The sequence below is a fragment of the Nocardiopsis changdeensis genome (assembly GCF_018316655.1).
In the GTDB taxonomy this organism is placed as follows: domain Bacteria; phylum Actinomycetota; class Actinomycetes; order Streptosporangiales; family Streptosporangiaceae; genus Nocardiopsis; species Nocardiopsis changdeensis.
In genome coordinates this window covers 1,534,888-1,556,212 of sequence record NZ_CP074133.1, presented here as the reverse complement: position 1 = coordinate 1,556,212, position 21,325 = coordinate 1,534,888, and the positions used below count along the sequence as shown (strand labels likewise).

Below are 21,325 nucleotides of genomic sequence, written 5' to 3'. Positions count from 1 at the left end.
GCCGCCCCACCCGCCGCACCACTGAGCGGGGCTCAGGCCGGCCCGGCGGTCCCGGTCAGGAGCACCAGCAGCGGCAGGGCGAGGTTGTTGACCGAGTGGACGGCCACGGCGGGCCAGATCGACCCGCTGCGGCGCATCACCTCGGCGGCGACGAGGCCCACCACGAACGCCGCGGGCAGGATGACGTTGACGCCGTGGAACACGGCGAAGACCGCCGAGCCGCCCAGGGACCCGATGACGGGCCCGTACCGCAGCAGGGCGGTGGTGACGACGCCGCGGAAGAGGAACTCCTCGCCGATCGGCGTCAGCACCGCCAGGAACAGGACGGTCAGGAAGAAGGCGGGCAGGCCGCCGCCCGCGGCGTCGTAGTACATGCCCTGCGGGTTCTCCTCGTACCCGGTCAGGGCGGTGATGGCGAGGATCAGCCCGCCCTTGAGGAGCAGCGCGGCCACGCCCCAGGCCGCGCCGATGAGCATCCAGCGCGCCGTGGTGCGGCGGACGTTGAAGGCGGCCAGGGAGCGGATGCGCAGCGCCGCCGCCACGGCGAAGCCGAAGAGCCCGGCGACGCCCGACCAGGCGGCCACGACGAGGCCGAACGCCACCGGCCCCAGGGGTTCGGACGGGATGAACACGAGCAGGACACCGGCCGCGGTCAGGGCCGCCAGGCCGGCGATGATCTCGGGCCAGCCGGGGCGCCGCGGGGCGGCGCCGGCGGCCGGAGCCGGCCGTCCGGGGTGGTCGGAACGGGTGCTGGACATGGCTGGTCCCTCCTCGGTGTCGGGTGCCCCGGGGACCGCGGGCCCGCGCGGCTCCGGCCGCGTCGGGCGCCCTCGCCCGCGGTCCCCCGGGCATGCCCCCATTCCATCCCCGGCGGCGCCCGCACGGCAGTGGCGCCGCGTCACCGCCCGGGGATGACATTTCCCCGGGCGCTGCCATGACACGGCGTCACGGGTGGCCCGCCCCCGCCCCGGCCACCGCCCCTCCGGCGCTCCCGCCCCCGAAAAGGGGGAAGCCGGTCCGACCGTGGCGGTCGGACCGGCTCCGGGTCCGGTTCCGGGCAGGACCCGGTGGCGGATCAGGCCAGGTCGAAGCGGTCCAGCTCCATCACCTTGGTCCACGCGGCGACGAAGTCCTCGACGAACTTCTTCTTCGCGTCGTCGGAGGCGTACACCTCCGCCAGGGCGCGCAGCTCGGAGTTGGAGCCGAACACCAGGTCGACGCGGCTGCCGGTCCACTTGACCGCGCCGGACTCGTCCTTGGCGACGAACGTCTGCGAGGTCTCGGAGCTCTCACCGGTCGGGGTCCAGGTGGTCCCCAGGTCGAGCAGGTTGACGAAGAAGTCGTTCGTCAGGGTGCCCGGCGCGTCGGTGAGCACGCCCACCTCGGAGTTGTCGTAGTTGGCGCCCAGCACGCGCAGGCCGCCGACCAGGACGGTGGTCTCCGGGGCGCTCAGGCCCAGCAGGTTCGCCTTGTCGATCAGCAGGTACTCGGCGGGGAGGCGGTTGCCCTCGCCGTAGTAGTTGCGGAAGCCGTCGGCGACCGGCTGCAGGTAGGAGAAGGACTCGACGTCCGTCTGCTCCAGGGTCGCGTCCACGCGGCCCGGGGTGAACGGCACGACGACGTCCTGCCCGGCGGCCTGGGCCGCCTTCTCCACGCCCACGCCGCCGGCGAGGACGATGAGGTCGGCGAGCGACACCTTCTTCGCGGAGGAGGCGTTGAACTTGTCGGCGATGCTCTCGAGGGTGCTCAGCACCTCGCGCAGCTCCACCGGGTTGTTGACCGCCCAGTCGATCTGCGGGGCCAGGCGGACGCGGGCGCCGTTGGCACCGCCGCGCTTGTCGCTGTCGCGGTAGGTGGACGCCGAGGCCCACGCGGTCTTGACCAGCTGGGACACGGTCAGGCCGGACTCGGCGACGGCCGCCTTGAGGGCCGCGATCTCGGGCTCGCCGATGACCTCGCCCTCCTGGGCGGGCAGCGGGTCCTGCCAGAGCAGGGTCTCCTCCGGGACCTCGGCGCCGAGGTAGCGGGACTTCGGGCCCATGTCGCGGTGGGTCAGCTTGTACCAGGCCCGGGCGAACGCGTCGGCGAACTCCTCGGGGTTCTCGTAGAAGCGGCGCGAGATCGGCTCGTAGATCGGGTCGAAGCGCAGCGACAGGTCGGTGGTGAGCATGGTCGGCTTGTGCTTCTTGTTCGGGTCGTGGGCGTCGGGGATGATCTCCTCGGCGTCCTTGGCGACCCACTGGTGCGCGCCGGCCGGGCTCTGGGTGAGCTCGTACTCGAACTCGAACAGGTTCTTGAAGAAGCCGTGGCTCCACTGCGCGGGCGTGGAGGTCCAGGTGACCTCGAGGCCCGACGTGATGGTGTCGCCGCCCTTGCCGGTGCCGTAGTTGTTCTTCCAGCCCAGGCCCTGCTGCTCCAGGCCGGCGGCCTCGGGGTCGGCCTCGACGTTGTCGGCCGGGCCCGCGCCGTGGGTCTTGCCGAAGGTGTGGCCGCCGGCGATGAGGGCGACGGTCTCCTCGTCGTTCATGCCCATGCGGCCGAAGGTGTCGCGGATGTCGCGGGCAGCGGCGATCGGGTCCGGGTTGCCGTTGGGGCCCTCCGGGTTGACGTAGATGAGGCCCATCTGGACGGCGGCCAGCGGCTTCTCCAGCTCGCGGTCGCCGCTGTAGCGCTTGTCGTCGAGCCAGGTGGTCTCGGGGCCCCAGTAGACGTCCTCGTCGGCCTCCCAGACGTCCTCGCGGCCGCCGCCGAAGCCGAAGGTCTCGAAGCCCATGGACTCCAGCGCGACGTTGCCCGCGAGGATGAGGAGGTCGGCCCAGGAGATGTTCTGGCCGTACTTCTTCTTGACCGGCCACAGCAGGCGGCGGGCCTTGTCCAGGTTGGCGTTGTCGGGCCAGCTGTTGAGGGGGGCGAACCGCTGCTGGCCGGCGCTGCCGCCGCCGCGGCCGTCGAACAGGCGGTAGGTGCCCGCGCTGTGCCAGGACATGCGGATGACGAGGGGGCCGTAGTGCCCGAAGTCGGCGGGCCACCAGTCCTGGGACGTGGTGAGGACCTCGGCGATGTCCGCCTTCACGGCGTCCAGGTCCAGGGCCTTGAACGCCTCGGCGTAGTCGAAGCCCTCACCGAGGGGGTTCGCCACGGCCGGGTTCTTGGCGAGGATCTTCAGGTTGAGCCGGTTGGGCCACCAGGTGCTGTTGGCACCGGTCTGGGTGGGGTGCGGGGCGCGACCGTGCGCGACGGGGCAGCCGCCGGACGCCTCGGTCTCGGCGGTGGGGGTGACTACCTCGTTGTTTTCGGACATCGTCTTCCTTCCGGAACAGGGAAGAGGTGAACTCTTGGTTTCAGGACTCGCGTGTACGGGCGCAGTCGGGGCAGACACCCCAGTAGACGACCTCGGCCTCGTCGACCCGGAAGCCGTGGTCGGACGATGCGGTCAGGCACGGTGCGTGCCCGACGGCGCAGTCGACGTCGGCTATGGCACCGCAGGAGCGGCACACGACGTGGTGGTGGTTGTCCCCGACCCGTGTCTCGTAACGGGCCACGGAGCCCTGTGGCTGGATGCGCCGAAGCAGCCCGGCGCCGGTCAACGCCTTGAGCACGTCGTAGACGGCCTGGCCGGACACCGTGCCGAGGTTCCCGCGCACGAGGTCGATGACCGACTCCGTGTCGGCGTGCGGGTTGTCGTGCACGGCGGACAGCACTGCCATCCGAGGGCTCGTCACCCGCAGGCCGGACTCGCGCAGCATGCGCTCGAAATCCGAAGGGGTTGGCATGGCCGCCAGTCTGCCGCCTTTTCTGGAACTAGTCAAATGATGTGATGGATCCACCCTGGCCGGGCACGGTCCGGCCGGGAGCGGCTCCGGCCTGCGCGGACGCCGGAGGGCGGCCGACGCCCCCACGGCGGCGGGAGGGCGGAAGGGGACCCCGGAAACGCATTCTCCGACCCCGGGGCGCGGATTACACGGAAGGACACATGAACCCCCGGAGAATCCGGGGAGGCAGGGACGGGGCCGATGAGTTCCGGCGCCGGCGGTGGTCGGTACGGGTGACGGACCGCGGCGGGCGGCGGCCGCCGGGGGAGGGGACCCGCGGAGAGGGAAGGGAACCGGTATGGGAACAGCAGGAGGAACCAGGCCGGAGGCGCTGGCGCGCCTGGACGTCTTCGTCGGCGAGTGGGACCTGGAGCCCCGCTTCGCCGCCGGGCGCCCCGGCGGGGCCGGTCCCGGCGGGGGGCAGGTCGTGGCGCGCAGCCGGTTCGAGTGGGACCTGGACGGGAGGTTCCTGGTCCAGCGCAGCGAGATCTCGATACCCGAGGCGCCCGACGGCCTCATGGTCGTCGCGCCGGGGAAGGCGGCGGGGACCTACACGCAGCACTACTTCGACTCCCGGGGCGTGGTGCGCCTGTACTCGATGGGGTTCGCCGACGGGGTGTGGACCCTGCTGCGGGAGGAGGCGGACTTCTCACCGCTCGACTTCCGGCAGCGGTTCACCGGCACCTTCTCGGCGGACGGGAACGTCATCGACGGTGCCTGGGAGATCGCGCACGGGGACGGCGGCTGGGAGAAGGACTTCGACCTGGTGTACCGCCGGATCCGGTGACCGGGGCGCCGTCCCGTGCCTTCGCTCAGCCGCCGGAACGCTCCGGGAGGTCGACCAGGAGGGTGTCGGGCGGGTGGCGGGAGGTGCGGCAGAGGGGTTCGGCCGCGCAGTGGGCGCAGGCGGAACAGCACAGGTGGTGGACGCCGAACGCGACGGATCCGTCCTCTTCCTCCGTGAGGTGGACCGGACGGACCCGGCCGTCGGGCCGGGCCAGCAGCCACCGGAAGGGGTTGGCGGTGTCGTCGGGGACCCGGCAGCGGTATCCGGTCCCGCGGGCGACCCGGGCGGCGAACCGCCATTCGGGCAGCCGGGCGTGGGTGACGGAGCAGGAGACCAGGGTGCCCCCGGCGGCCGGGTCCGGCGCGGCCTCGAGGAGCCCGTACCGCTCGGGGAGGGAGGGCAGGGCCGCCAGCTCCTCACCGGTGTACACGGGCACGCCCAGATGGCGGGCGCACAACGCGCGGGCCCGCTCCGGGGGCACCGGGCCCTCGACGAGGACCTCGTACATCCCGGCCGTCACCGGTGCCCCGTGGTCACGGGGACGAGCAGGGCCAGGGCGTCGGCGTTGGTCCGGCGGCCGGGGCCGCGTTCGCCGTATCCGGCCGCGCCGCCGGCGCCGGCCCGGCTGTGGCCGAGGAGGTCGGAGAGGTCGGCGCCGCACTCCCAGCAGCGCCCGTCGGGGGCGGGTGCGCCGCCGCACCGGGGGCAGTCCGTGTGCTCGTTCATCTGCCCCGCATTCTGGCAGAGGCGCCCCGCCCCGGCGGGCGCTCAGGAGGCGGCGGCCCGGAGTGGACGGGCGCGCAGGGCGGCCAGGGCGGGGACCAGGCTCGCGAGCAGGCCCACGGCCGGGACCAGCAGGGCGACGGCGGCGTAGCGGTCGGGGGGCACGGCCGGGAGGGCGAAGCCGCCGGTGAACGCGTGCGCCATGGCGGCCAGGCCGACCAGGGCGACCGCGGTCCCCGCCGCCAGGGCCGCGGCCGACACCGCCAGCGCCTCGCCCGCGACCACCGCCGCCACCCGGCCGCGGGTGGCGCCGGCCAGGCGCAGCAGCGCGAAGTCTCGGCCGCGGGCCGAGGCTGACACCGCCAGCGTGGCGATCGCGCCGACACCGGCCAGCCCGGCCACGACGGCGACCATCAGGTAGGTGATCCAGCCGTCCTCCTCGGCGAGCGCCGCCAGGTCGGCCAGGTGGCCGGCGCGGTCGGAGACCTCGACCCCGGGCACGTCGGCCACCGCCTCGCGGAGCAGGCGGGCCGTCCCGGCCGGGTCTGCGCCGGGTTCCAGGCGCACGTGGACGGCGCTCTCCAGGGGGTCGACCATGCGCTCGGCCAGGGCCGCGCGGGGCAGCAGCACGTCGGGGAAGTCCAGGCCGGCCCGGTACACGACGTCGACCCGGGCCCGGACCGGTTCCCCGTCGGGGCCGTGGAGTTCGGCGGTGTCGCCGGCCTCCCAGCCCTCGGCGGCGGCCAGGCCGGCGCTCAGGGCGACACCGCCGTCGTCGAAGCGGTCCCACGACCCCTGTTCGGGGTCGAGGCGGTAGAGGTCGCCGACGGCCTCCGGGGTGACGATGTGGGCGGGCGCCGACACGCGCTCGCCGATCACGACCGTCTGGCGGAACCCGCCCGCCGCGGCGACCCCCGGGACGGCGGCGGCCGCCCCGACCGTGCCCGCGGGCAGGCCGACCCCGACCGGCCCTGATACCACCAGGTCGGCGGCCAGGCGGTCCCCGTAGGAGTGGGCGCGGGCCTGGGCCAGGGTGGGCGGCTGGAGGAGGAGCAGTAGTCCGACCAGGGTCGTCACCAGTAGGGGGGTCAGCACACCGGTGACCCGGCGCGGGGCCGCCGCGGCCTCGCGTGCGACGAGGAAGGGCACCGCGGCGCGCGGCCGCAGGCGGCGCAGGGCCCGGGCCAGGCCGACGGGGACGAGGAGGGCGGCGGCCGGGACCAGGGCGATCGCGGCCGCGGACGCCGCCAGTACCGACTCCCGGGTCCCGGCGGTGGCGGCGGTGAGCCCGAGCAGCACGGCGGCGGCGGTCAGGGACAGGGCGCCCCAGACGACACGCCCGCGCACCCGGTCCGGGTCCTCGGCGGCGGCCTCCCGCACCGCCTCGATCGGGGCGGTGCGCCCGGCGGCGCGGGCCGGGCGCACCGCCGCCGCCAGGGACGCGGCCAGTGCCACCAGAGGGCCGGCCGCGACCGCCCCGGGGCCGACCACGGTCTCGAACCCGGCGGGCAGCACCCCGGTCGCGGTGAAGGCCCGGGTCAGGGCCGCGGCGCCGAGCAGCCCCAGGGGCGGTGCGAGCACGGCGGCCGCGGCGCCCAGGGCCAGCGCCTCCCCCCACACGATGCGGCGGACGGCCCCCGGGGAGGCGCCGGCCAGGCGCAGCAGCGCGAACTCCCGGCCGCGGGCGCGCATCGCCGTGGTGAGCAGTCCGGTGGTGACGACCGCGGCGACGGCCAGGGTGAGGACGGCGGTGGTGCCGAAGAAGCGGCCCATGCCGGTGGACAGTTCGCGGTCGGTCCGGTCGACGGTGAACGCGGTGCTCCGGTCCGCCCCGGTGAGCACCCGCACCCCGGGCACCTGTCCGGTGACGGCGGCGGCGAGTGCGGCGGCGTCCACGCCGTCGTCCGGGTACAGGGCCACCGCGGTGGGGGCCCGCGGCTCCTCCGGGACGGGGCCCGCCGTGGCGGCGAAGAACACGGCGCGGCCGCCGGGCGGACCCGCGACCACCCCGGTGACGGTGGCCTCGGAGACGCCGCCGTCGGTGAGGACGCGCACGCGGTCGCCCACGCCGATCCCGGCGTCGGCGGCGGTCCGGGCGTCCACCGCCGCCTCCCCCGCACTGGCGGGGCCGCGCCCCCTCTCCGTTTCCAGTCCCGGGTCCCAGGCGAACCCCTGGGACCGGTCGGCCTGTCCGCCCAGGACGGTCCCGCCCGGGCCTCCCGCGGTGTCCGCGTCGCCCGCATCGTCGGCGCCGTCCGGGCCGTCGGCGATGACGTAGGCGGCGAAGGGCGCCTGGGCGACGGCCGCGCGCACCCCCGGCAGAGCACTCAGGGTGTCCACCGCGTCCCCGGACAGGCGGGCGGGTTCGGCCGAGGGCGTGGCGGCCAGGCGGTCGTCCGCCGGTTCGGCGGCCACCACGACCGGGGCGGCGGTGGGCAGCCATACGGTGCCCGCGGCGTGTTCGGCGGAGGCCTGGAGGACCAGGGCCGCCGTGGTCAGCGCGGCGCCCAGCGCCAGGGTGAGGACCGATAGGGCGAGGGTGCGCCACCGCTCCCGCAGCCCGCGCAGCACGAAGCGGATCACCGCGCCCCCATCCGGTCCAGGACCGCCGCCGGGGTCGGCGCGGTGAGGGTGTCGGCGATGAGGCCGTCCCGCAGGAACAGCACACGGTCGGCGCGGGCGGCCGCGGCCGGGTCGTGGGTGACCATGACGACGGTGCGCCCGTCGTGGTCGACCGCGTGCCGCAGGGCGTCCAGGACCCGGCCGCCGGAGCGGGTGTCCAGGGCCCCGGTGGGCTCGTCGGCGAACAGCACGTCGGGCCGGTGCACCAGGGCGCGGAGCAGCGCCACCCGCTGGCACTGGCCGCCGGACAGCTCCGCGGGCCGGTGGTCGAGGCGGTCGCGCAGGTCCAGCAGGTCCGCGAGGGCGTCGCGGCGGGAGGCGTCCGGGGGCCGCCCGGACAGGCGTGCGGTGAGCTCGACGTTCTCCCGGGCGGTGAGGGAGGGGAGCAGGTTGAAGTCCTGGAACACGAACCCGAACGCCCCCGCGCGCAGCCGGGTGAGGTCGCGTTCCGGCATCCGGGCGAGGTCGCGGCCGCCGAGCAGCACCTGTCCCCCGTCCGGGCGGTCCAGCCCGGCGGCGCAGTGCAGGAGGGTGCTCTTTCCGGAGCCGGAAGGGCCCATGATCGCGGTGAACCCGCCGGGGCCGAAGTCCGCGTCGACCCCGCGCAGGGCGGGCACGGGGACGCTCCCGCGCCGGTAGGTCCTGGTCAGTCCTCGAAGGCTCAGCACGCCGTTCCGCCTCTCCCCTGCCGGATGTGTCCGTACGCCATGCAAGCGGACCGGCGGGGTCCGGTCACGGGGGCCGGGGCGAGGCCCCGGGGTGGGGCCCGCCCCACCTCCGGGCCGGCAGAGGTGAAGAACGTACAAGACCGGGGGGCGGGCCGGACCCGAGCATGGGGGTCATGCAGAACACCGGACGACCCGCGGACGCCGGCGCCGAGGCCGTCGGCGCGCCCGCGCGCTTCGACACCAAGATCGCCGTACTCCTGCGCGGGGACCTCGCCGTATGGCAGCGGCTGAACGTGACCTCGTTCCTGGTCAGCGGACTGGGGACCCGTGAGCCCGACGTGGTCGGCGAGCCCTACGAGGACGGCGACGGCACCGTTTACCTCCCCATGTTCCGCCAGCCGGTGCTGGTGTTCGAGGGGGAGAAAGAGGTCCTCACCCGGGCCCACGCGAGGGCCGTGTCCCGGGGCCTGGCCGTCGCCGTGTTCACCTCCGACCTGTTCGCCACCGGCAACGACCGGGACAACCGGGCGGCGGTGCGGGCGGTCGCCCGTGACTCCCTGGACCTGGTCGGGATGGCGGTGTACGGGCCGAGGAACGCCGTGGACAAGGTCGTCAAGGGCGCCCGGATGCACCGCTGACCGGGTCCGCGCGCAGCGCCCGGGCGAAGCGGCCCGGGGACAGCCCCAGGACGCGCGTGAAGTGCCGGTGCAGGTGCGCCTGGTCGTGGAACCCGGCCGCGGCGGCAGCGGCGGCCGGGCTCCGCCCCTGGAGGATCAGGCGGCGGGCCAGGTCCACCCGGCGCCCCACCAGGTAGCGGTGCGGGGGCAGGCCGAACCTGCGGCCGAAGGCCCGTACCAGGTGCGCGGGGTGGGCGTGCAGGACGGCGGCGGCCTCGTCGAGCGAGACCCCCTCCACCACCCGGGAGTCCAGCAGGTCGCGCAGCCGCCCGGCCAGCGCCGAGCGGTCGACGGGCGGCGGGGGCTCGGGGTCGCCCAGCAGGTGGCCGCGCAGGCGTTCGGTGACGAACGCCAGGCGGCTCTCGGCCTCCAGTTCCCCGCCGGGTTCGAGCAGGGCCCGGTGCAGGGCGTGGATGCGCCGCCGCAGCACCGCGTCGTCCAGGGCGGGGCGGTCGACGGAGCGGCCCACCAGGTCGGCGCCGATCCGGGCGGGTTCCAGGTAGACGACGCGTTTGCGCAGCCCCTGCGCCGAGGCGGGGGTGCCGTTGTGCGGGACGTGCGGGGGCAGCAGGGTGACGGTGCGCTCCAGGGCGCCGTGCTCGTGCCGTCCCAGGTCGTAGCGGACCAGCCCGGAGTCGATGATGAGCAGCGCCCAGGTGTCGTGGGTGTGCATCGGGTAGGCGTGCCCGAGCATGTGGGTGTGGAAGACCTCGACGACGCCCGGCACGTTCGGCCTGGCGACCAGGGTGTCGGCGTGCGCGTCCATGTCCGCAGCGTACGCCCGGGCCGGGGGTCCCGGTCCCGGGTGGGGGAGCCCTTGCGCTCTGGAGAGCCCCGAATAGAATGAACAATTGTTCATTGAAAAATCGGGGAGACGAGGGGCCGTGCCGCGCAGTCCGGAGCAGAACGAGGCCATGCGGGCCGCCACACGCGAGCGGATCCGGGGAACGGCGATGCGCCTCTTCGCGCGCCACGGGTACGCGACGGTGAACATGCGGAGGATCGCGGCCGAGGCGGGCATGAGCACCGGCCTGGTCTACCGGCACTTCGCCACCAAGGAGGAGCTGTACGGCGACCTGGTCGGAGAGGCCGCGGCCGGGCTGAACGCCACCGCCGCACGGCTGCGCGGCCCCGGCTCCCCCGCGGAGCTGCTGCGCGCCTTCTGCGAGGGGTTCCTGCGGGACCTGGCCGGCGACGCGGAGTTCGTGGACTTCTACCTGCTCATGAACCAGGCGTTCACCCACGGGACCGCCGGACACGGCGGACCGGAGGGGGCACCGCCCGCGGTCCGGGACCTGGTCGAGGGGAACACCGCGCTGCTCCGGGCGACGGTGGAGCTCATCGAGCGCGGCCGGGCGGAGGGCGGGTTCCGCCGCGGCCCGGCGGACGAGCTGGCGACCTGCTTCTTCGCCACCCTGGGCGGATTGGTGACGATGCGCTCCGCCGTGGGCGACGGGTTCGCCGTTCCGAGCGCCGCCGTGGTACTGGCCCCGCTGCTCGAGGAGGACGGACACCGATGAGAGGACGGACACCGATGACAGGTGGGGCGGAGAGGGCCGGGATGATCGAGGTGGTGCGCGCCGACGCGCTGGGCGAGACGCGCCGGCGGGAGGTCGCGCGGGTGTTCGTGGACGGGTTCGGGCCGGACCTGGCCGCCTTCTCGAAGGACCCGGAGGTCCTGGCCGACGCCATCGCGCACATGTTGGTGCCGGAGCGGTTCTACGTAGCCCTGGTCGACGGCGAGCCGGCGGGACTGGCCTCGCTCACCGTGGACGACGAGGAGTGCGTCGAACCCGACGCGAGGACCCTGCGGCGGCACCTGGGCGCGGTCCGGGGGACCATCGCCGACCGGGTGTTCCGCAGCCAGTTCCAGGGGGCCGTGCGGGAACCGCGGGAGGGCAAGGCCGAGATCGGGTTCGTGGCCTCGTCACTGCGGCACCGGGGGCGGGGGGCGGCCAAGGCGGTCCTGCTGCACCTGCTCGCCCTGCCCGGATACGACGAGTACGTGCTGGAGGACATCGCCGGGAACAACGAGGCCGCGCTGGGGCTCTACCGGCGGCTCGGGTTCCGGGAGTACCGGCGGCGCAGGGCCCCCTACGCCGGGTTCAGCGGCATCAAGGAATACGTGTCCATGCGCCTGGTGCAGGAGCACCCCGCCCAGCGGGACTGAGCCCCGGGCCCGGTGCGGCGCGCGGCCCGGGGGCCGCGCGCCGCGGGGGTCAGTCCGTGCCGGACTCCATGGCGGCCTGGTCGAGGAGCAGCTCGTCCTCGGGGGCCTGGCCGCGGGAGGCGATCGCCTCGGCGCCGCCCTCGGGCATCGCGCCGATGAGGCCGGTGGAGGCGGCCTGGGCGGCGCCCACGACCGCGGCCTCGCCGGTGCCGACCATGCCGAGCCGGGCGTACTCCTCCAGCTTGGCGCGGGAGTCGGCGATGTCGAGGTTGCGCATGGTCAGCTGGCCGATCCGGTCGGTCGGGCCGAACGCGGAGTCCTCGGTGCGCTCCATGGACAGCTTGTCCGGGTGGTAGCTGAACGCCGGGCCGGTGGTGTCGAGGATCGAGTAGTCCTCGCCGCGGCGCAGGCGCAGGGTCACCTCGCCGGTGACGGCGGTGCCCACCCAGCGCTGGAGCGACTCGCGGAGCATGAGCGCCTGCGGCTCCAGCCAGCGGCCCTCGTACATGAGGCGGCCCAGGCGGCGGCCCTCGGTGTGGTACGCGGCGAGGGTGTCCTCGTTGTGGATCGCGTTGACCAGGCGCTCGTAGGCGGCGTGCAGCAGGGCCATGCCGGGCGCCTCGTAGATGCCGCGGCTCTTGGCCTCGATGATGCGGTTCTCGATCTGGTCGGACATGCCCAGGCCGTGGCGGCCGCCGATGGCGTTGGCCTCCAGGACCAGGTCCACAGCCGACGGGAAGGACTTGCCGTTGATGGTGACCGGGCGGCCCTGCTCGAAGCCGACGGTGACGTCCTCGGGGGCGATCTCCACCGCGGGGTCCCAGAAACGGACGCCCATGATCGGGTCCACGATCTCGATGCCGGTGTCCAGGTGCTCCAGCGACTTGGCCTCGTGGGTGGCGCCCCAGATGTTGGCGTCGGTGGAGTAGGCCTTCTCTGTGCTGTCGCGGTAGGGGAGGTCCCGCTCCTGGAGCCACTCGGACATCTCCTTGCGGCCGCCGAGCTCGTTGACGAAGTCGGCGTCCAGCCAGGGCTTGTAGATGCGCAGGGCGGGGTTGGCCAGCAGGCCGTAGCGGTAGAACCGCTCGATGTCGTTGCCCTTGTAGGTGGAGCCGTCGCCCCAGATCTGCACGCCGTCCTCGAGCATGGCGCGCACCAGCAGGGTGCCGGTGACGGCGCGCCCCAGGGGGGTGGTGTTGAAGTAGGCGCGGCCGCCGGAGCGGATGTGGAAGGCACCGCAGGCCAGCGCCGCCAGGCCCTCCTCCACCAGGGCCTCACGACCGTCGACGAGCCGGGCGATCTCGGCGCCGTAGTCGTGGGCGCGGCCGGGGACCGAGGCGATGTCGGGTTCGTCGTACTGGCCGATGTCGGCGGTGTAGGTGCACGGGACGGCGCCCTTCTCGCGCATCCACGCGACCGCCACCGAGGTGTCGAGCCCCCCGGAGAAGGCGATGCCGACACGTTCGCCGACGGGCAGAGAGGTGAGTACCTTGGACATGGCAATAAGTATGCATCACGATGAATGCACATGCAACGCGGGGCGCACTCCCCTCCTGTGAGCCTCGTCATCCCGCAGGCCCCGGCGCCGGGAGGGCCCCTCAGGGCGCGGAGAGGAAGCCGCGCAGGAGGGAGAACCAGGCGCCGGGGTCCTCCAGGTGGGCGTCGTGGGCGGTGTCGAGGTCGGCGCGGACGGTGGCGGGGCGCCGGGCGATCATCTCGTCCTTCTGCGCGTCGGAGAAGATGCCCAGGTCGGCGAAGACGGCGAGCGTGGGGGCCGCCACCCCCTCCCACTCGGCCCAGCGGGGCTCGTCGGCGGCGGCGACGACCGCCTCCATCACGTCGGCGTCGAACCGGGGGCGCAGCCCGTCGGGCCCCTCGGCCAGGTCGGCGGCCCAGGCCCGGGAGAGCACGTCCGAACCGAGGAAGGCGCGGGCCGCCGCCCGGTCGGGGAACGGCAGCGGCCAGGAGGCGAAGAAGGCGCCGATCCGCGCCGCCCCCTCCGGGCCCTCGCCGCCCGCCGGGTGGCCCTCCAGCAGCACCAGCCGCTCGACGAGGTCGGGCCGGGCCGCGGCGGTGAGCAGGGCGGTGTGCGCGCCCATGGACTGGCCGACCAGCCGCACCGGCCCCCGGGCCACCCGTTCGGCGACCGCGGCGGCGTCGGCGACGAAGGCCGAGCGCGAGACGTCGGCCGGACGGCGGGTGCTGCGGCCGTGGCCGCGCTGGTCGACCAGGATCACCCGGAAGTCCGGCGCCAGGGCGCGGGCGGTCGGCTCGAACTCGCGGACGCTCCCCGCCAGCCCGTGCAGGACGAGCACCGGCGGCCCGTCTCCCCCGCTGTCGAGGACGTGCAGGTCGGCGCCGTCCCGGCTCAGAGTAGTGGCGCGCAGGGGGTCGCTCATGCACCCCAGTGTGGCGGACCGGGCGGAGCGCCACGAAGGGCGCACACGGAACATTCGGCACTCGCGTACCAAAAACGCGTAGGTCTCTTGCGACACACCGGAAAATCATGAAGGTTTTCTACTGGGTGGGTCATCGTCGCGTACCGTCGTCGCCAGGACACGACCCGGAATCCGTCGGGCCCCACCCGCAGGAGAGCCCCCGGAAGGAGCCACGTTGGCGCACCCGTCCCGACCCACCTCCCCCGTCCCCCGATGCGGCGCGCTCCTGGCGGCGACCCTGGTCGCCGCCCTGCTGCCCGCGCTCCCCGCCGCCGCGCTGACCGCGCCCGCGACCGGCACCGGATCCGCCGAGTGCCGGGCCGACCCCCGGGCCGCGCCCGAGCGGCAGATGCGCGCCGAGTGGATCGCCGGGGTGCAGAACATCGACTGGCCCAGCCGCACCGGGCTCACGCCCGAGCAGCAACAGGCCGAGCTGACCGCCCTGTACGACCGCGCCGTCGACAACGGCCTGAACGCGGTGTTCGTACAGATCCGGCCCACCGCCGACGCCTTCTGGCCCTCCCCCCACGAGCCCTGGTCGCAGTGGCTCACCGGGACCCAGGGCCGGAACCCCGGCTACGACCCCCTGGAGTTCGCCGTCGCGGAGGCGCACGCCCGGGGGCTGGAGTTCCACGGCTGGTTCAACCCCTACCGGGTGGCCATGCACGACGACCCCGACCGCCTGAGCGCCGACCACCCGGCCCGCCGCAACCCCGACTGGACCTTCTCCTACGGCGGGCGGCTCTACTACGACCCCGGCATCCCGGAGGTCCGGGAGTTCGTGATCGGGGCGATGATGCACGCCGTCGAGAACTACGACATGGACGGCGTGCACTTCGACGACTACTTCTACCCCTATCCGGTGTCCGGCCAGGAGATCCCCGACGCCGACACCTTCGCCGAGTACGGCGGCGACCACGACGACATCGACGACTGGCGGCGCGACAACGTCGACACCATGGTGCGGGAGATGGACGAGGCGGTGCACGCCGCCAAGCCGCACGTGAAGTTCGGCATCAGCCCGTTCGGCATCTGGCGCAACGCCTCCACCGACCCGGAGGGCTCGGCCACCAACGGCCTCCAGTCCTACGACGCCATCTTCGCCGACAGCCGCCGGTGGGTCCGCGAGGGGTGGGTGGACTACATCAACCCGCAGATCTACTGGGAGATCGGCCTGCCGGTCGCGGACTACGCGGTGCTGGTGCCCTGGTGGGAGCAGGTCGTGGCGGGCACCGACGTGCACCTCTACGTGGGCCAGGCCGCCTACAAGGTCGGGAACGCGGGCGCCTGGTCGGACCCACGCGAGCTGTCCCGGCACCTGGAGTTCAACCGGGACCACCCGGGGGTGCTGGGCGACGTGTACTTCAGCGCGAACTCGCTGGACACCAACGCGGCGGAGGCGATGGCGCTCGTCCGCGAGGAGCACTACCGCCACCCGGCGCTCGTGCCCCTGCACGAGGGCCTGCCCGGCCGGGCGCCGCAGGCGCCGCGGGTGGTCGGCGGGGCCCAGGGCGACGGGGTGGAGCTGTCCATCCGCCCGGGCCGGGGCGAGCGCCCCGCCTACTACGCGGTGTACGCGGTGGAGGGGCAGCCCGGGCGCGACCCCGACTGCGCCGTGCCCGGCGTGCGCACCCTGGTCGGGACCGTGCCCGCCGGCGACGACGGCCGGGCGGTGTTCACCACCGAGGGCGGCGGCCGCACCTACTACGCGACCGCGCTGGACCGGACCCACCGCGAGAGCGGCGTGAGCAACCCCCGGCACGTGCCCTAGGGAGCGCGTCCCCGCCCGCCGACGCGAACGGGGCCCGGTGCGGCGCACCGGGCCCCGGCCCGTGTCCGGCCCCGCGGGTGTCAGGGGCGGCCCGCCCGGGTCCCGGCGGCGAGGACGACGGCGATGCCGGCCAGGGCGGCGAGCACCACCACCGTGTTCGGCGACAGGAACTCGGCGAGCGCCCCCGCCAGTGCGAACCCCGCCCCCTGGAAGATCATCAGCCCGGCGGTCACGAGCGTCATGACCTGGCCGCGCTCCTGCTCGGGGACCGCCGCCACCAGCAGCCGGTCCACACCGAGCGCGTACCCGTACCCCGCCCCGGACAGCACGAGCAGGGCGAGCAGCGCCACCGGACCCGGGTGCAGGCCCAGGCCGAGCAGCGGCAGGAAGGCCAGCAGCCCGAGCGGGACGATGGCCCGCACCCGCTGGGCGTCGGTCAGCAGGGTCCCGGCCAGGAAGGTGCCCGCGATCATGCCGACCGGGGTGGCCGACAGCAGCATCGCGACCAGGGCGGGCCCGCCACCCAGGGCGTCGGCCAGCGGCGCGGCCAGCGCCTCGGCGGCCACGCCCAGCACCGGCGGGAACCAGGTCAGGGCCAGCAGGACGCGCAGGCGCGGGGAGCGCAGGACCTCGCGGACGCCGCGCAGCGAATCGGCCACCGGGGAGGACTGCGCGGCCTCCGGGGAGCGGCGGGGCCCGAAGGCGGGGAGCCCGAGGCGCAGCAGCAGGCAGGACGCCAGCAGCAGCCCCGCGCCCGCGAGCAGTGCCGGGGTGGGCGAGAGCACCGCGAACAGCACACCGCCGAACGCGAACCCGCAGATCTGCGCGAGCTGCGCCGCCATCCGCAGCAGGGACCGGCCCAGCGCGAACCCCTCCGGGGGCAGCACGTCGGCCACCGTCGCCGCCTTGGTCCCCTGGTAGAGCGGGGCGATCGCGCCCATCACGAACATCAGCAGCAGCATCACCGCGATGGGCGTCCCCGGCACCGCCATGCCGACCACGAGCAGAGCGGTCGCCCCCTGGGTCAGGACCATGAGCCCGCGGGCGGGGACCCGGTCGGTGAGCGCCGACAGCAGGGTCGCGCCCAGCAGGTGGGGCAGGAAGCCCATGGCGAAGGCCAGCGCCGACAGCAGCGGCGAGCCGGTGCGCGTGTACACGGTGAGGGACAGTGTCATCTGCGCGGCGACCTGGCCCAGGATCGCCAGCACCTCGGCCAGGAACAGGACGCGGAACTCGGGGACGGCCAGGACCCGCAGGTATCCGGTGCGCGCGGCGGCGCGCGGCTCGGTCGGGGATGTCATGCCCCCAGGTTCGGACCCGCCCGGGGTAGCCTCAAACGATTCGGCGGTGACCGAAACGACGACGCGCACGGGAGGCGCCGGTGGCCGGACGGCTGGTGTTCAGCCATGACGACCTGCTGCGCTGCCGCTTCGCGGTCTCCCCGCTGTGGGAGGCCACCGCGGCGGTGCGGCTGCTCGGCGAGCCGCACCGGGGCACGCTGCGCCGGCTGTGGCCCGCGGCGATCCGCGAGCGCAACGGCACCGACCTGGGCCTGGACCCGCTGCCGCTGCTGTCGCCGCGCCCCGGGTACACGCCCGACTTCCTGACCCCTCCCCCGCCGGGGCCGTCCGCGGACCTGGAGGACGAACTGGAGGCGCTGCTCACCACCCCGCCCGAGCAGGTGGCGGTGGAGCTGCGGCAGTGCCTGCTGGATCCGCGCCGGGCCCTGCCGGAGTCGGTGACCGGGCCGCTGCTGGCCGATCCGGAGGCGACCCTGGAGCGGATCGTCCGGGCGGTGCGCCGGGCGTGGGAGGCGCTGGTGGCGCCGCACTGGCCGCGGGCCCGGGCGCTGCTGGAGGCCGACGTGTCGCTGCGCGCCCGCACCGTCGCCGAGGGCGGGCTGCGGGAGGTGATCGCCGCCGTCGCCCCCGACGCCCGGTGGCGGGGGCGGGTGCTGCACCTGCCCGACCCGGCCCAGGGCGAGCGCACGCTGGACGGCCGGGGCCTGGTGCTGATGCCCAGCGTGTTCATGTGGCCGGAGACGGTGGCCAAGACCGAGGAGCCCTGGCAGCCGACGCTGTTCTACCCCGTGCACGGGGTGGGGCGGCTGTGGGAGGCCGAGCCCCCGGCGCCGGCCGGGGACGCCCTGGCCCGGCTGCTGGGCGGGACCCGCGCGCGCCTGCTGACGGTGCTCGCCGAACCCTCGACGACCACGGTGCTGGCCCGCGCGCACGGGTGGAGTCCGGCCACCGTTTCGGAGCACCTGTCGGTGCTGCGCGCGGCAGGGCTGGTGCGGTCGTGGCGGGTGGGGCGGCGGGTGTTCTACACCCGGACGCCGGCGGGCGACACCCTGCTCCGGGCGGGCGGCCCCGTCGGCCGCACCCCCGGCGCGGACCCGGGAGAGGCCAGGGTTTAGGGTAGGCGAGCCTTATCTGCTTGTGAACGGAGTCCCGTGTCTCCCCTGCTCAGTAACCCGCGCGCCCGAGCGCGCGCCCTGTCGTCCGCCGCCGCCCTGGCCGCCCTGACCCTGCTCAGCGCCTGCGGCAACGCCGCGGACGGCGCCTCCGACGGCCAGGACGCCGACGGCTCCGGCGGCGGGGTCGCCGCCGAGGCGGGCGCCTTCCCGGTCACCATCGAGCACGAGTTCGGCGAGACCACCGTCACCGAGGCGCCCGAGCGCATCGTCACCCTGGGCGTCACCGACGCCGACGCCGTGCTGGCCCTGGGCGCGGTCCCCGTCGGTCACACCGGCTACCCGTTCTTCGAGAACGGGCTGGGGCCCTGGACCGACGACCTGGTGGGCGACGCGGAGACGACCCTGCTGGAGTCCGAGGCCGAGCCCAACTTCGAGCAGATCGCCGCTCTGGAGCCCGACCTCATCATCGGTGTCTCCTCCGGGTTCGACGAGGCCGCCTACGAGAACCTGTCGCAGATCGCCCCCGTGCTCGCGCGCCCCGCCGGGACCGCGGCCTACGCCGTCCCGCGCGAGGACGCCACCGCGTCCATCGCCGCCGCGATGGGCGTCCCGGAGAAGGGCGAGCAGCTCAACGCCGAGACCGACGCCCTGCTGGAGGAGGTCCGCGCCGAGCACCCGGAGTTCGCGGAGATGACCGGCGGGGTCGTGCTGCCCTACGACGGGAAGTTCGGCGCGTACCTGCCCGGCGACGCCCGCGGCCAGTTCCTGGTGTCGCTGGGCTTCCGGATCCCCGAGGAGATCACCGAGCGGGACACCGGCGAGAGCTTCTTCGTGGAGGTGCCCGCCGAGAACGTCGAGTGGCTCGACGGCGACGTGCTGCTGGTCCTGAGCGACGACGAGGACTACGACGTGGTCGAGGCCGCGCCGGTCTTCGCCGACCTGGACGTGGTGCGCGAGGACGCCGTGGTCGTGGCCACCATCGAGCAGCGCGGCGCCATCACCTACAACTCGGTGCTGTCGATCCCCTACGCGGTGGACACCCTGGTCCCCCGCATCGCGGACGCCCTGGCCTGAGACCGGGCCGCTCCCGGCGGCGCCCCGCTCCGCGGCGGGGCGCCGCCGGCGTTCCCGGGGCCGGCGGGAGCCCCGGACGGCTTGACCTCGACCCGGGTTGAGGTTGTGGAATTCTCCCGGGCGCGACCGTGCCCGGCGAGGAGGGGAACGTGGAGACGACGAGCGCGGCGGACCGCGGGGCGGCGGCGTGACCGCCGAGGCCGGGACGCCCGGACGGGCGCGGCTGTGGGCGCCTCCCCACCGTCCCGTGGTGGCCGGGGTGTTCGGGCTGATGACCTTCATCGCCTTCGAGGCCTTCGCCGTCACCACCGTGATGCCGGTCGTCGCGCGGAGCCTGCACGCGGAGCAGTGGTACTCGCTGGCGTTCGCCGCGACCGCCACCACCGGGCTCATCGGCATGACCGTCGGCGGCCGCTGGGCCGACCTGCGCGGGGTGCGCCGCCCGCTGGTCGCCGGCGCGGTGATGTTCCTCGTGGGCATCGCGCTGTGCGCGGCCGCCCCCGGCATGCCGGTCTTCGTCCTCGGCCGCCTGCTCCAGGGCGTGGGCGGCGGCATCGACTCGGTCGTGCTGTACGTGGTCATCGCCCGGTTCGTCCCCGAGGACCTGCGCCCGCGCATGTTCGGGCTGCTGACCGCGGCCTGGCTGCTGCCGTCGATCGTGGGGCCGCTGGTCACCGGCGCGCTGGTGGAGCTGATGCACTGGCGGCTGGTGTTCGCCCTGGTGCTGGCCGGGTCCGCGCTCTCGCTGGCGGTGCTGCTGAACGCGATCCGCTCGGCCCCGCGCCCGGACACCGCGGGATCCCCGGTGGGCCGCCGGGGCCTGTGGGCGGTGGTCGCGGCCGTCTCGGTGCTGGGCCTGCACCTGGCCGGGCAGCAGCAGATGCCCTGGCTCGTGGTGGGTACGGCGGCGGGCGCGGCCGCCGCGGCGGTCGCCGCCGCGCGCCTGCTGCCCGCGGGGACGCTGCGGGCGCGGGCGGGCATCCCCCGGCTGGTCGCCTTCCGGGGCGTGCTCGGGGCGGCCAACGCCGCCACCGACATCTACCTGCCGCTGTACCTCCAGCACCGGCTGGACTTCAGCCCCGTGGCGTCGGGCGCGGTGGTGGCGATCGGGGCGTTCGGCTGGGCGCTGGGCGCCTGGATCCAGGGGCGCTCGGACGCCCCCGCCGGATCGCCCGCCTCGCTGCGTACGGCGGCGCTGCTGGCGCTGTGCGGGCCGGTGGCGGCGCTGGGCCTGGTGACCGGGGTGCTGCCGCTCTGGGCGACCGTGCTCGGCTGCGTGCTGATGGGGACGGGCATGGGCCTGGCCTACCCGCAGGTGAGCTCGCTGGTGCTCGCGCTGTCGCCGGTCGGGGAGCAGGGGGGCAACAGCTCGGCGCTGCAGGTGGCGGAGTCGCTGGGCGTCTCGCTGCTGATCGCGGTGACCGGCGCCGTGCTCGCCGCGTCCGCCCTGACCGGCTACGGGCCCGTGTACGGGGTGGTCGCCGGGACCGCCCTGCTGGCCGTCGCGCTGACCATGGCCTTCACCCCGCCGCCGCCGGGTCACTGATCGCGTGTCAGCGGGGCGGCCATGGCCGAGAACAGCTCCTCGATCCGCGCGGGTCCGGCCCCGGTCAGCGCCGGGGACCCCACGACCGAGCGCATGACCCCCAGCCCCAGCAGGAGGGCGCCGAGCATCTCGGCGCGCAGCGCGGCGTCGTCCCCCGGCAGCCGTTCGGCGAACCCGGCGAGGTGCTCGTCGCAGATCCGGACGCGCAGCTGCTCGCGCACGTCGGCCCGGCCGGAGGAACGGAGCATCGCCACCAGGGGGTGCTCGCCGGCGGGGCCGCGGTCGGCCAGGACCACCTCGCGCAGCAGGTCGGCGGCGATCTCCCCGGCCGGGCGGTCCGGGCCCCCGTGCGGCACGTCGGGGACCTCGGGCCGCATCGCCTGCGCGTAGAGCTCGCGTTTGGAGCCGAAGTAGCGGAAGACCAGCGCGGCGTCGACGCCCGCGTCCGCGGCGATCTCCCGGACGCCGACACCGTCGAAGCCCTGTCGGGAGAAACGCAGGCGCGCGGCGTCGAGCAGGGCCGCGCGGGTGGCCGCCTTGTCGCGGCGCCGTCGTGTGGTCATGCGTGTCAGCATAAGTCATCAAGCGTTGACTTAATACCCGGCTCCGCCTAGCCTTTGT

Annotated in this window: 20 protein-coding genes; 8 read left to right on the top strand and 12 right to left on the bottom strand. The window is 74.9% G+C overall.

Annotation, left to right across the window (positions count from 1 at the left end):
- Nucleotides 1-32 precede the first annotated feature (32 nt).
- The 3 genes from KGD84_RS07230 to KGD84_RS07220 form a co-directional block, all read right to left on the bottom strand.
- Nucleotides 33-758: a CPBP family intramembrane glutamic endopeptidase gene (locus tag KGD84_RS07230; RefSeq protein WP_220559486.1), complete on the bottom strand. Its 726-nt coding sequence runs from the start codon at nt 756-758 to the stop codon at nt 33-35.
- Between the two features lie 317 nt (nt 759-1,075).
- Nucleotides 1,076-3,301, bottom strand: coding sequence for a catalase/peroxidase HPI (katG, locus tag KGD84_RS07225; protein WP_220559485.1), 2,226 nt, complete (start codon nt 3,299-3,301; stop codon nt 1,076-1,078).
- Nucleotides 3,302-3,341: 40 nt separating this feature from the next.
- Nucleotides 3,342-3,773 carry a Fur family transcriptional regulator gene (locus KGD84_RS07220; protein ID WP_220559484.1) on the bottom strand — a complete coding sequence of 144 codons (432 nt, stop codon included), beginning with the start codon at nt 3,771-3,773 and terminating at the stop codon, nt 3,342-3,344.
- Nucleotides 3,774-4,110: 337 nt separating this feature from the next.
- Here KGD84_RS07220 and KGD84_RS07215 point away from each other — a divergent pair, with 337 nt between their 5' ends.
- On the top strand, nt 4,111-4,599 hold the full coding sequence (locus tag KGD84_RS07215) for a hypothetical protein (RefSeq protein WP_220559483.1): 489 nt from the start codon (nt 4,111-4,113) through the stop codon (nt 4,597-4,599).
- A gap of 25 nt (nt 4,600-4,624) precedes the next feature.
- Here KGD84_RS07215 and KGD84_RS07210 read toward each other — a convergent pair whose 3' ends face one another.
- Genes KGD84_RS07210 through KGD84_RS07195 form a run of 4 tightly spaced genes read right to left on the bottom strand, consistent with a single transcriptional unit; the run spans nt 4,625 to nt 8,612 of the window.
- On the bottom strand, nt 4,625-5,119 hold the full coding sequence (locus KGD84_RS07210; protein WP_220559481.1) for a hypothetical protein: 495 nt from the start codon (nt 5,117-5,119) through the stop codon (nt 4,625-4,627).
- Nucleotides 5,116-5,325 carry a hypothetical protein gene (locus KGD84_RS07205; RefSeq protein WP_220559480.1) on the bottom strand — a complete coding sequence of 70 codons (210 nt, stop codon included), beginning with the start codon at nt 5,323-5,325 and terminating at the stop codon, nt 5,116-5,118. The genes KGD84_RS07210 and KGD84_RS07205 overlap by 4 nt, the downstream gene beginning before the upstream one ends.
- A 42-nt stretch (nt 5,326-5,367) precedes the next feature.
- The gene (locus KGD84_RS07200) at nt 5,368-7,905 is read right to left on the bottom strand and encodes an ABC transporter permease (RefSeq protein WP_220559479.1); all 2,538 of its coding nucleotides are present in this window, start codon (nt 7,903-7,905) and stop codon (nt 5,368-5,370) included.
- Complete coding sequence (locus KGD84_RS07195; protein ID WP_255646370.1) at nt 7,902-8,612, bottom strand: ABC transporter ATP-binding protein; 711 nt, start codon at nt 8,610-8,612, stop codon at nt 7,902-7,904. Before KGD84_RS07195 ends, KGD84_RS07200 begins: the two co-directional genes overlap by 4 nt.
- 173 nt (nt 8,613-8,785) lie before the next feature.
- Here KGD84_RS07195 and KGD84_RS07190 point away from each other — a divergent pair, with 173 nt between their 5' ends.
- Complete coding sequence (locus KGD84_RS07190) at nt 8,786-9,250, top strand: DUF2000 domain-containing protein (RefSeq protein ID WP_220559478.1); 465 nt, start codon at nt 8,786-8,788, stop codon at nt 9,248-9,250.
- Here the strand turns inward: KGD84_RS07190 and KGD84_RS07185 are convergent.
- Nucleotides 9,225-10,055, bottom strand: a complete 831-nt coding sequence (locus KGD84_RS07185) for an AraC family transcriptional regulator (RefSeq protein ID WP_220559477.1) — start codon at nt 10,053-10,055, stop codon at nt 9,225-9,227. The two genes, KGD84_RS07190 and KGD84_RS07185, sit on opposite strands and share 26 nt — an antisense overlap.
- A gap of 118 nt (nt 10,056-10,173) precedes the next feature.
- On the opposite strand from KGD84_RS07185, the gene KGD84_RS07180 reads away from it, so the two are divergent.
- A complete protein-coding gene (locus tag KGD84_RS07180) occupies nt 10,174-10,809 on the top strand; it encodes a TetR/AcrR family transcriptional regulator (RefSeq protein ID WP_255646369.1) in 636 nt (211 codons plus the stop codon).
- Between the two features lie 14 nt (nt 10,810-10,823).
- Nucleotides 10,824-11,459: a GNAT family N-acetyltransferase gene (locus KGD84_RS07175; RefSeq protein ID WP_220559476.1), complete on the top strand. Its 636-nt coding sequence runs from the start codon at nt 10,824-10,826 to the stop codon at nt 11,457-11,459.
- Nucleotides 11,460-11,508: 49 nt separating this feature from the next.
- Here the strand turns inward: KGD84_RS07175 and argG are convergent, their stop codons facing one another.
- Nucleotides 11,509-12,957, bottom strand: a complete 1,449-nt coding sequence (gene argG, locus KGD84_RS07170; RefSeq protein WP_220559475.1) for an argininosuccinate synthase — start codon at nt 12,955-12,957, stop codon at nt 11,509-11,511.
- A gap of 100 nt (nt 12,958-13,057) precedes the next feature.
- Nucleotides 13,058-13,858, bottom strand: coding sequence for an alpha/beta fold hydrolase (locus tag KGD84_RS07165; RefSeq protein WP_255646368.1), 801 nt, complete (start codon nt 13,856-13,858; stop codon nt 13,058-13,060).
- 214 nt (nt 13,859-14,072) lie between these two features.
- Between KGD84_RS07165 and KGD84_RS07160 the strand changes: the two genes are divergently transcribed.
- A complete protein-coding gene (locus tag KGD84_RS07160) occupies nt 14,073-15,668 on the top strand; it encodes a glycoside hydrolase family 10-like protein (RefSeq protein ID WP_255646367.1) in 1,596 nt (531 codons plus the stop codon).
- Nucleotides 15,669-15,748: 80 nt separating this feature from the next.
- On the opposite strand, the gene KGD84_RS07155 is transcribed toward KGD84_RS07160, so the two are convergent.
- Entirely contained in the window at nt 15,749-16,969 is a 1,221-nt protein-coding gene (locus KGD84_RS07155; RefSeq protein WP_220559474.1) for an MFS transporter, read from the bottom strand.
- An 80-nt stretch (nt 16,970-17,049) separates the two neighbouring features.
- Here KGD84_RS07155 and KGD84_RS07150 point away from each other — a divergent pair, with 80 nt between their 5' ends.
- The 3 genes from KGD84_RS07150 (at nt 17,050) to KGD84_RS07140 (ending at nt 20,704) form a co-directional block, all read left to right on the top strand.
- Nucleotides 17,050-18,084: an ArsR/SmtB family transcription factor gene (locus tag KGD84_RS07150; protein WP_255646366.1), complete on the top strand. Its 1,035-nt coding sequence runs from the start codon at nt 17,050-17,052 to the stop codon at nt 18,082-18,084.
- Between the two features lie 36 nt (nt 18,085-18,120).
- On the top strand, nt 18,121-19,158 hold the full coding sequence (locus tag KGD84_RS07145; RefSeq protein WP_255646365.1) for an iron-siderophore ABC transporter substrate-binding protein: 1,038 nt from the start codon (nt 18,121-18,123) through the stop codon (nt 19,156-19,158).
- Between the two features lie 187 nt (nt 19,159-19,345).
- The gene (locus tag KGD84_RS07140) at nt 19,346-20,704 is read left to right on the top strand and encodes an MFS transporter (RefSeq protein ID WP_255646364.1); all 1,359 of its coding nucleotides are present in this window, start codon (nt 19,346-19,348) and stop codon (nt 20,702-20,704) included.
- On the opposite strand, the gene KGD84_RS07135 is transcribed toward KGD84_RS07140, so the two are convergent.
- A complete protein-coding gene (locus KGD84_RS07135; RefSeq protein WP_220559473.1) occupies nt 20,698-21,267 on the bottom strand; it encodes a TetR/AcrR family transcriptional regulator in 570 nt (189 codons plus the stop codon). The genes KGD84_RS07140 and KGD84_RS07135 overlap by 7 nt on opposite strands.
- Nucleotides 21,268-21,325 lie beyond the last annotated feature (58 nt).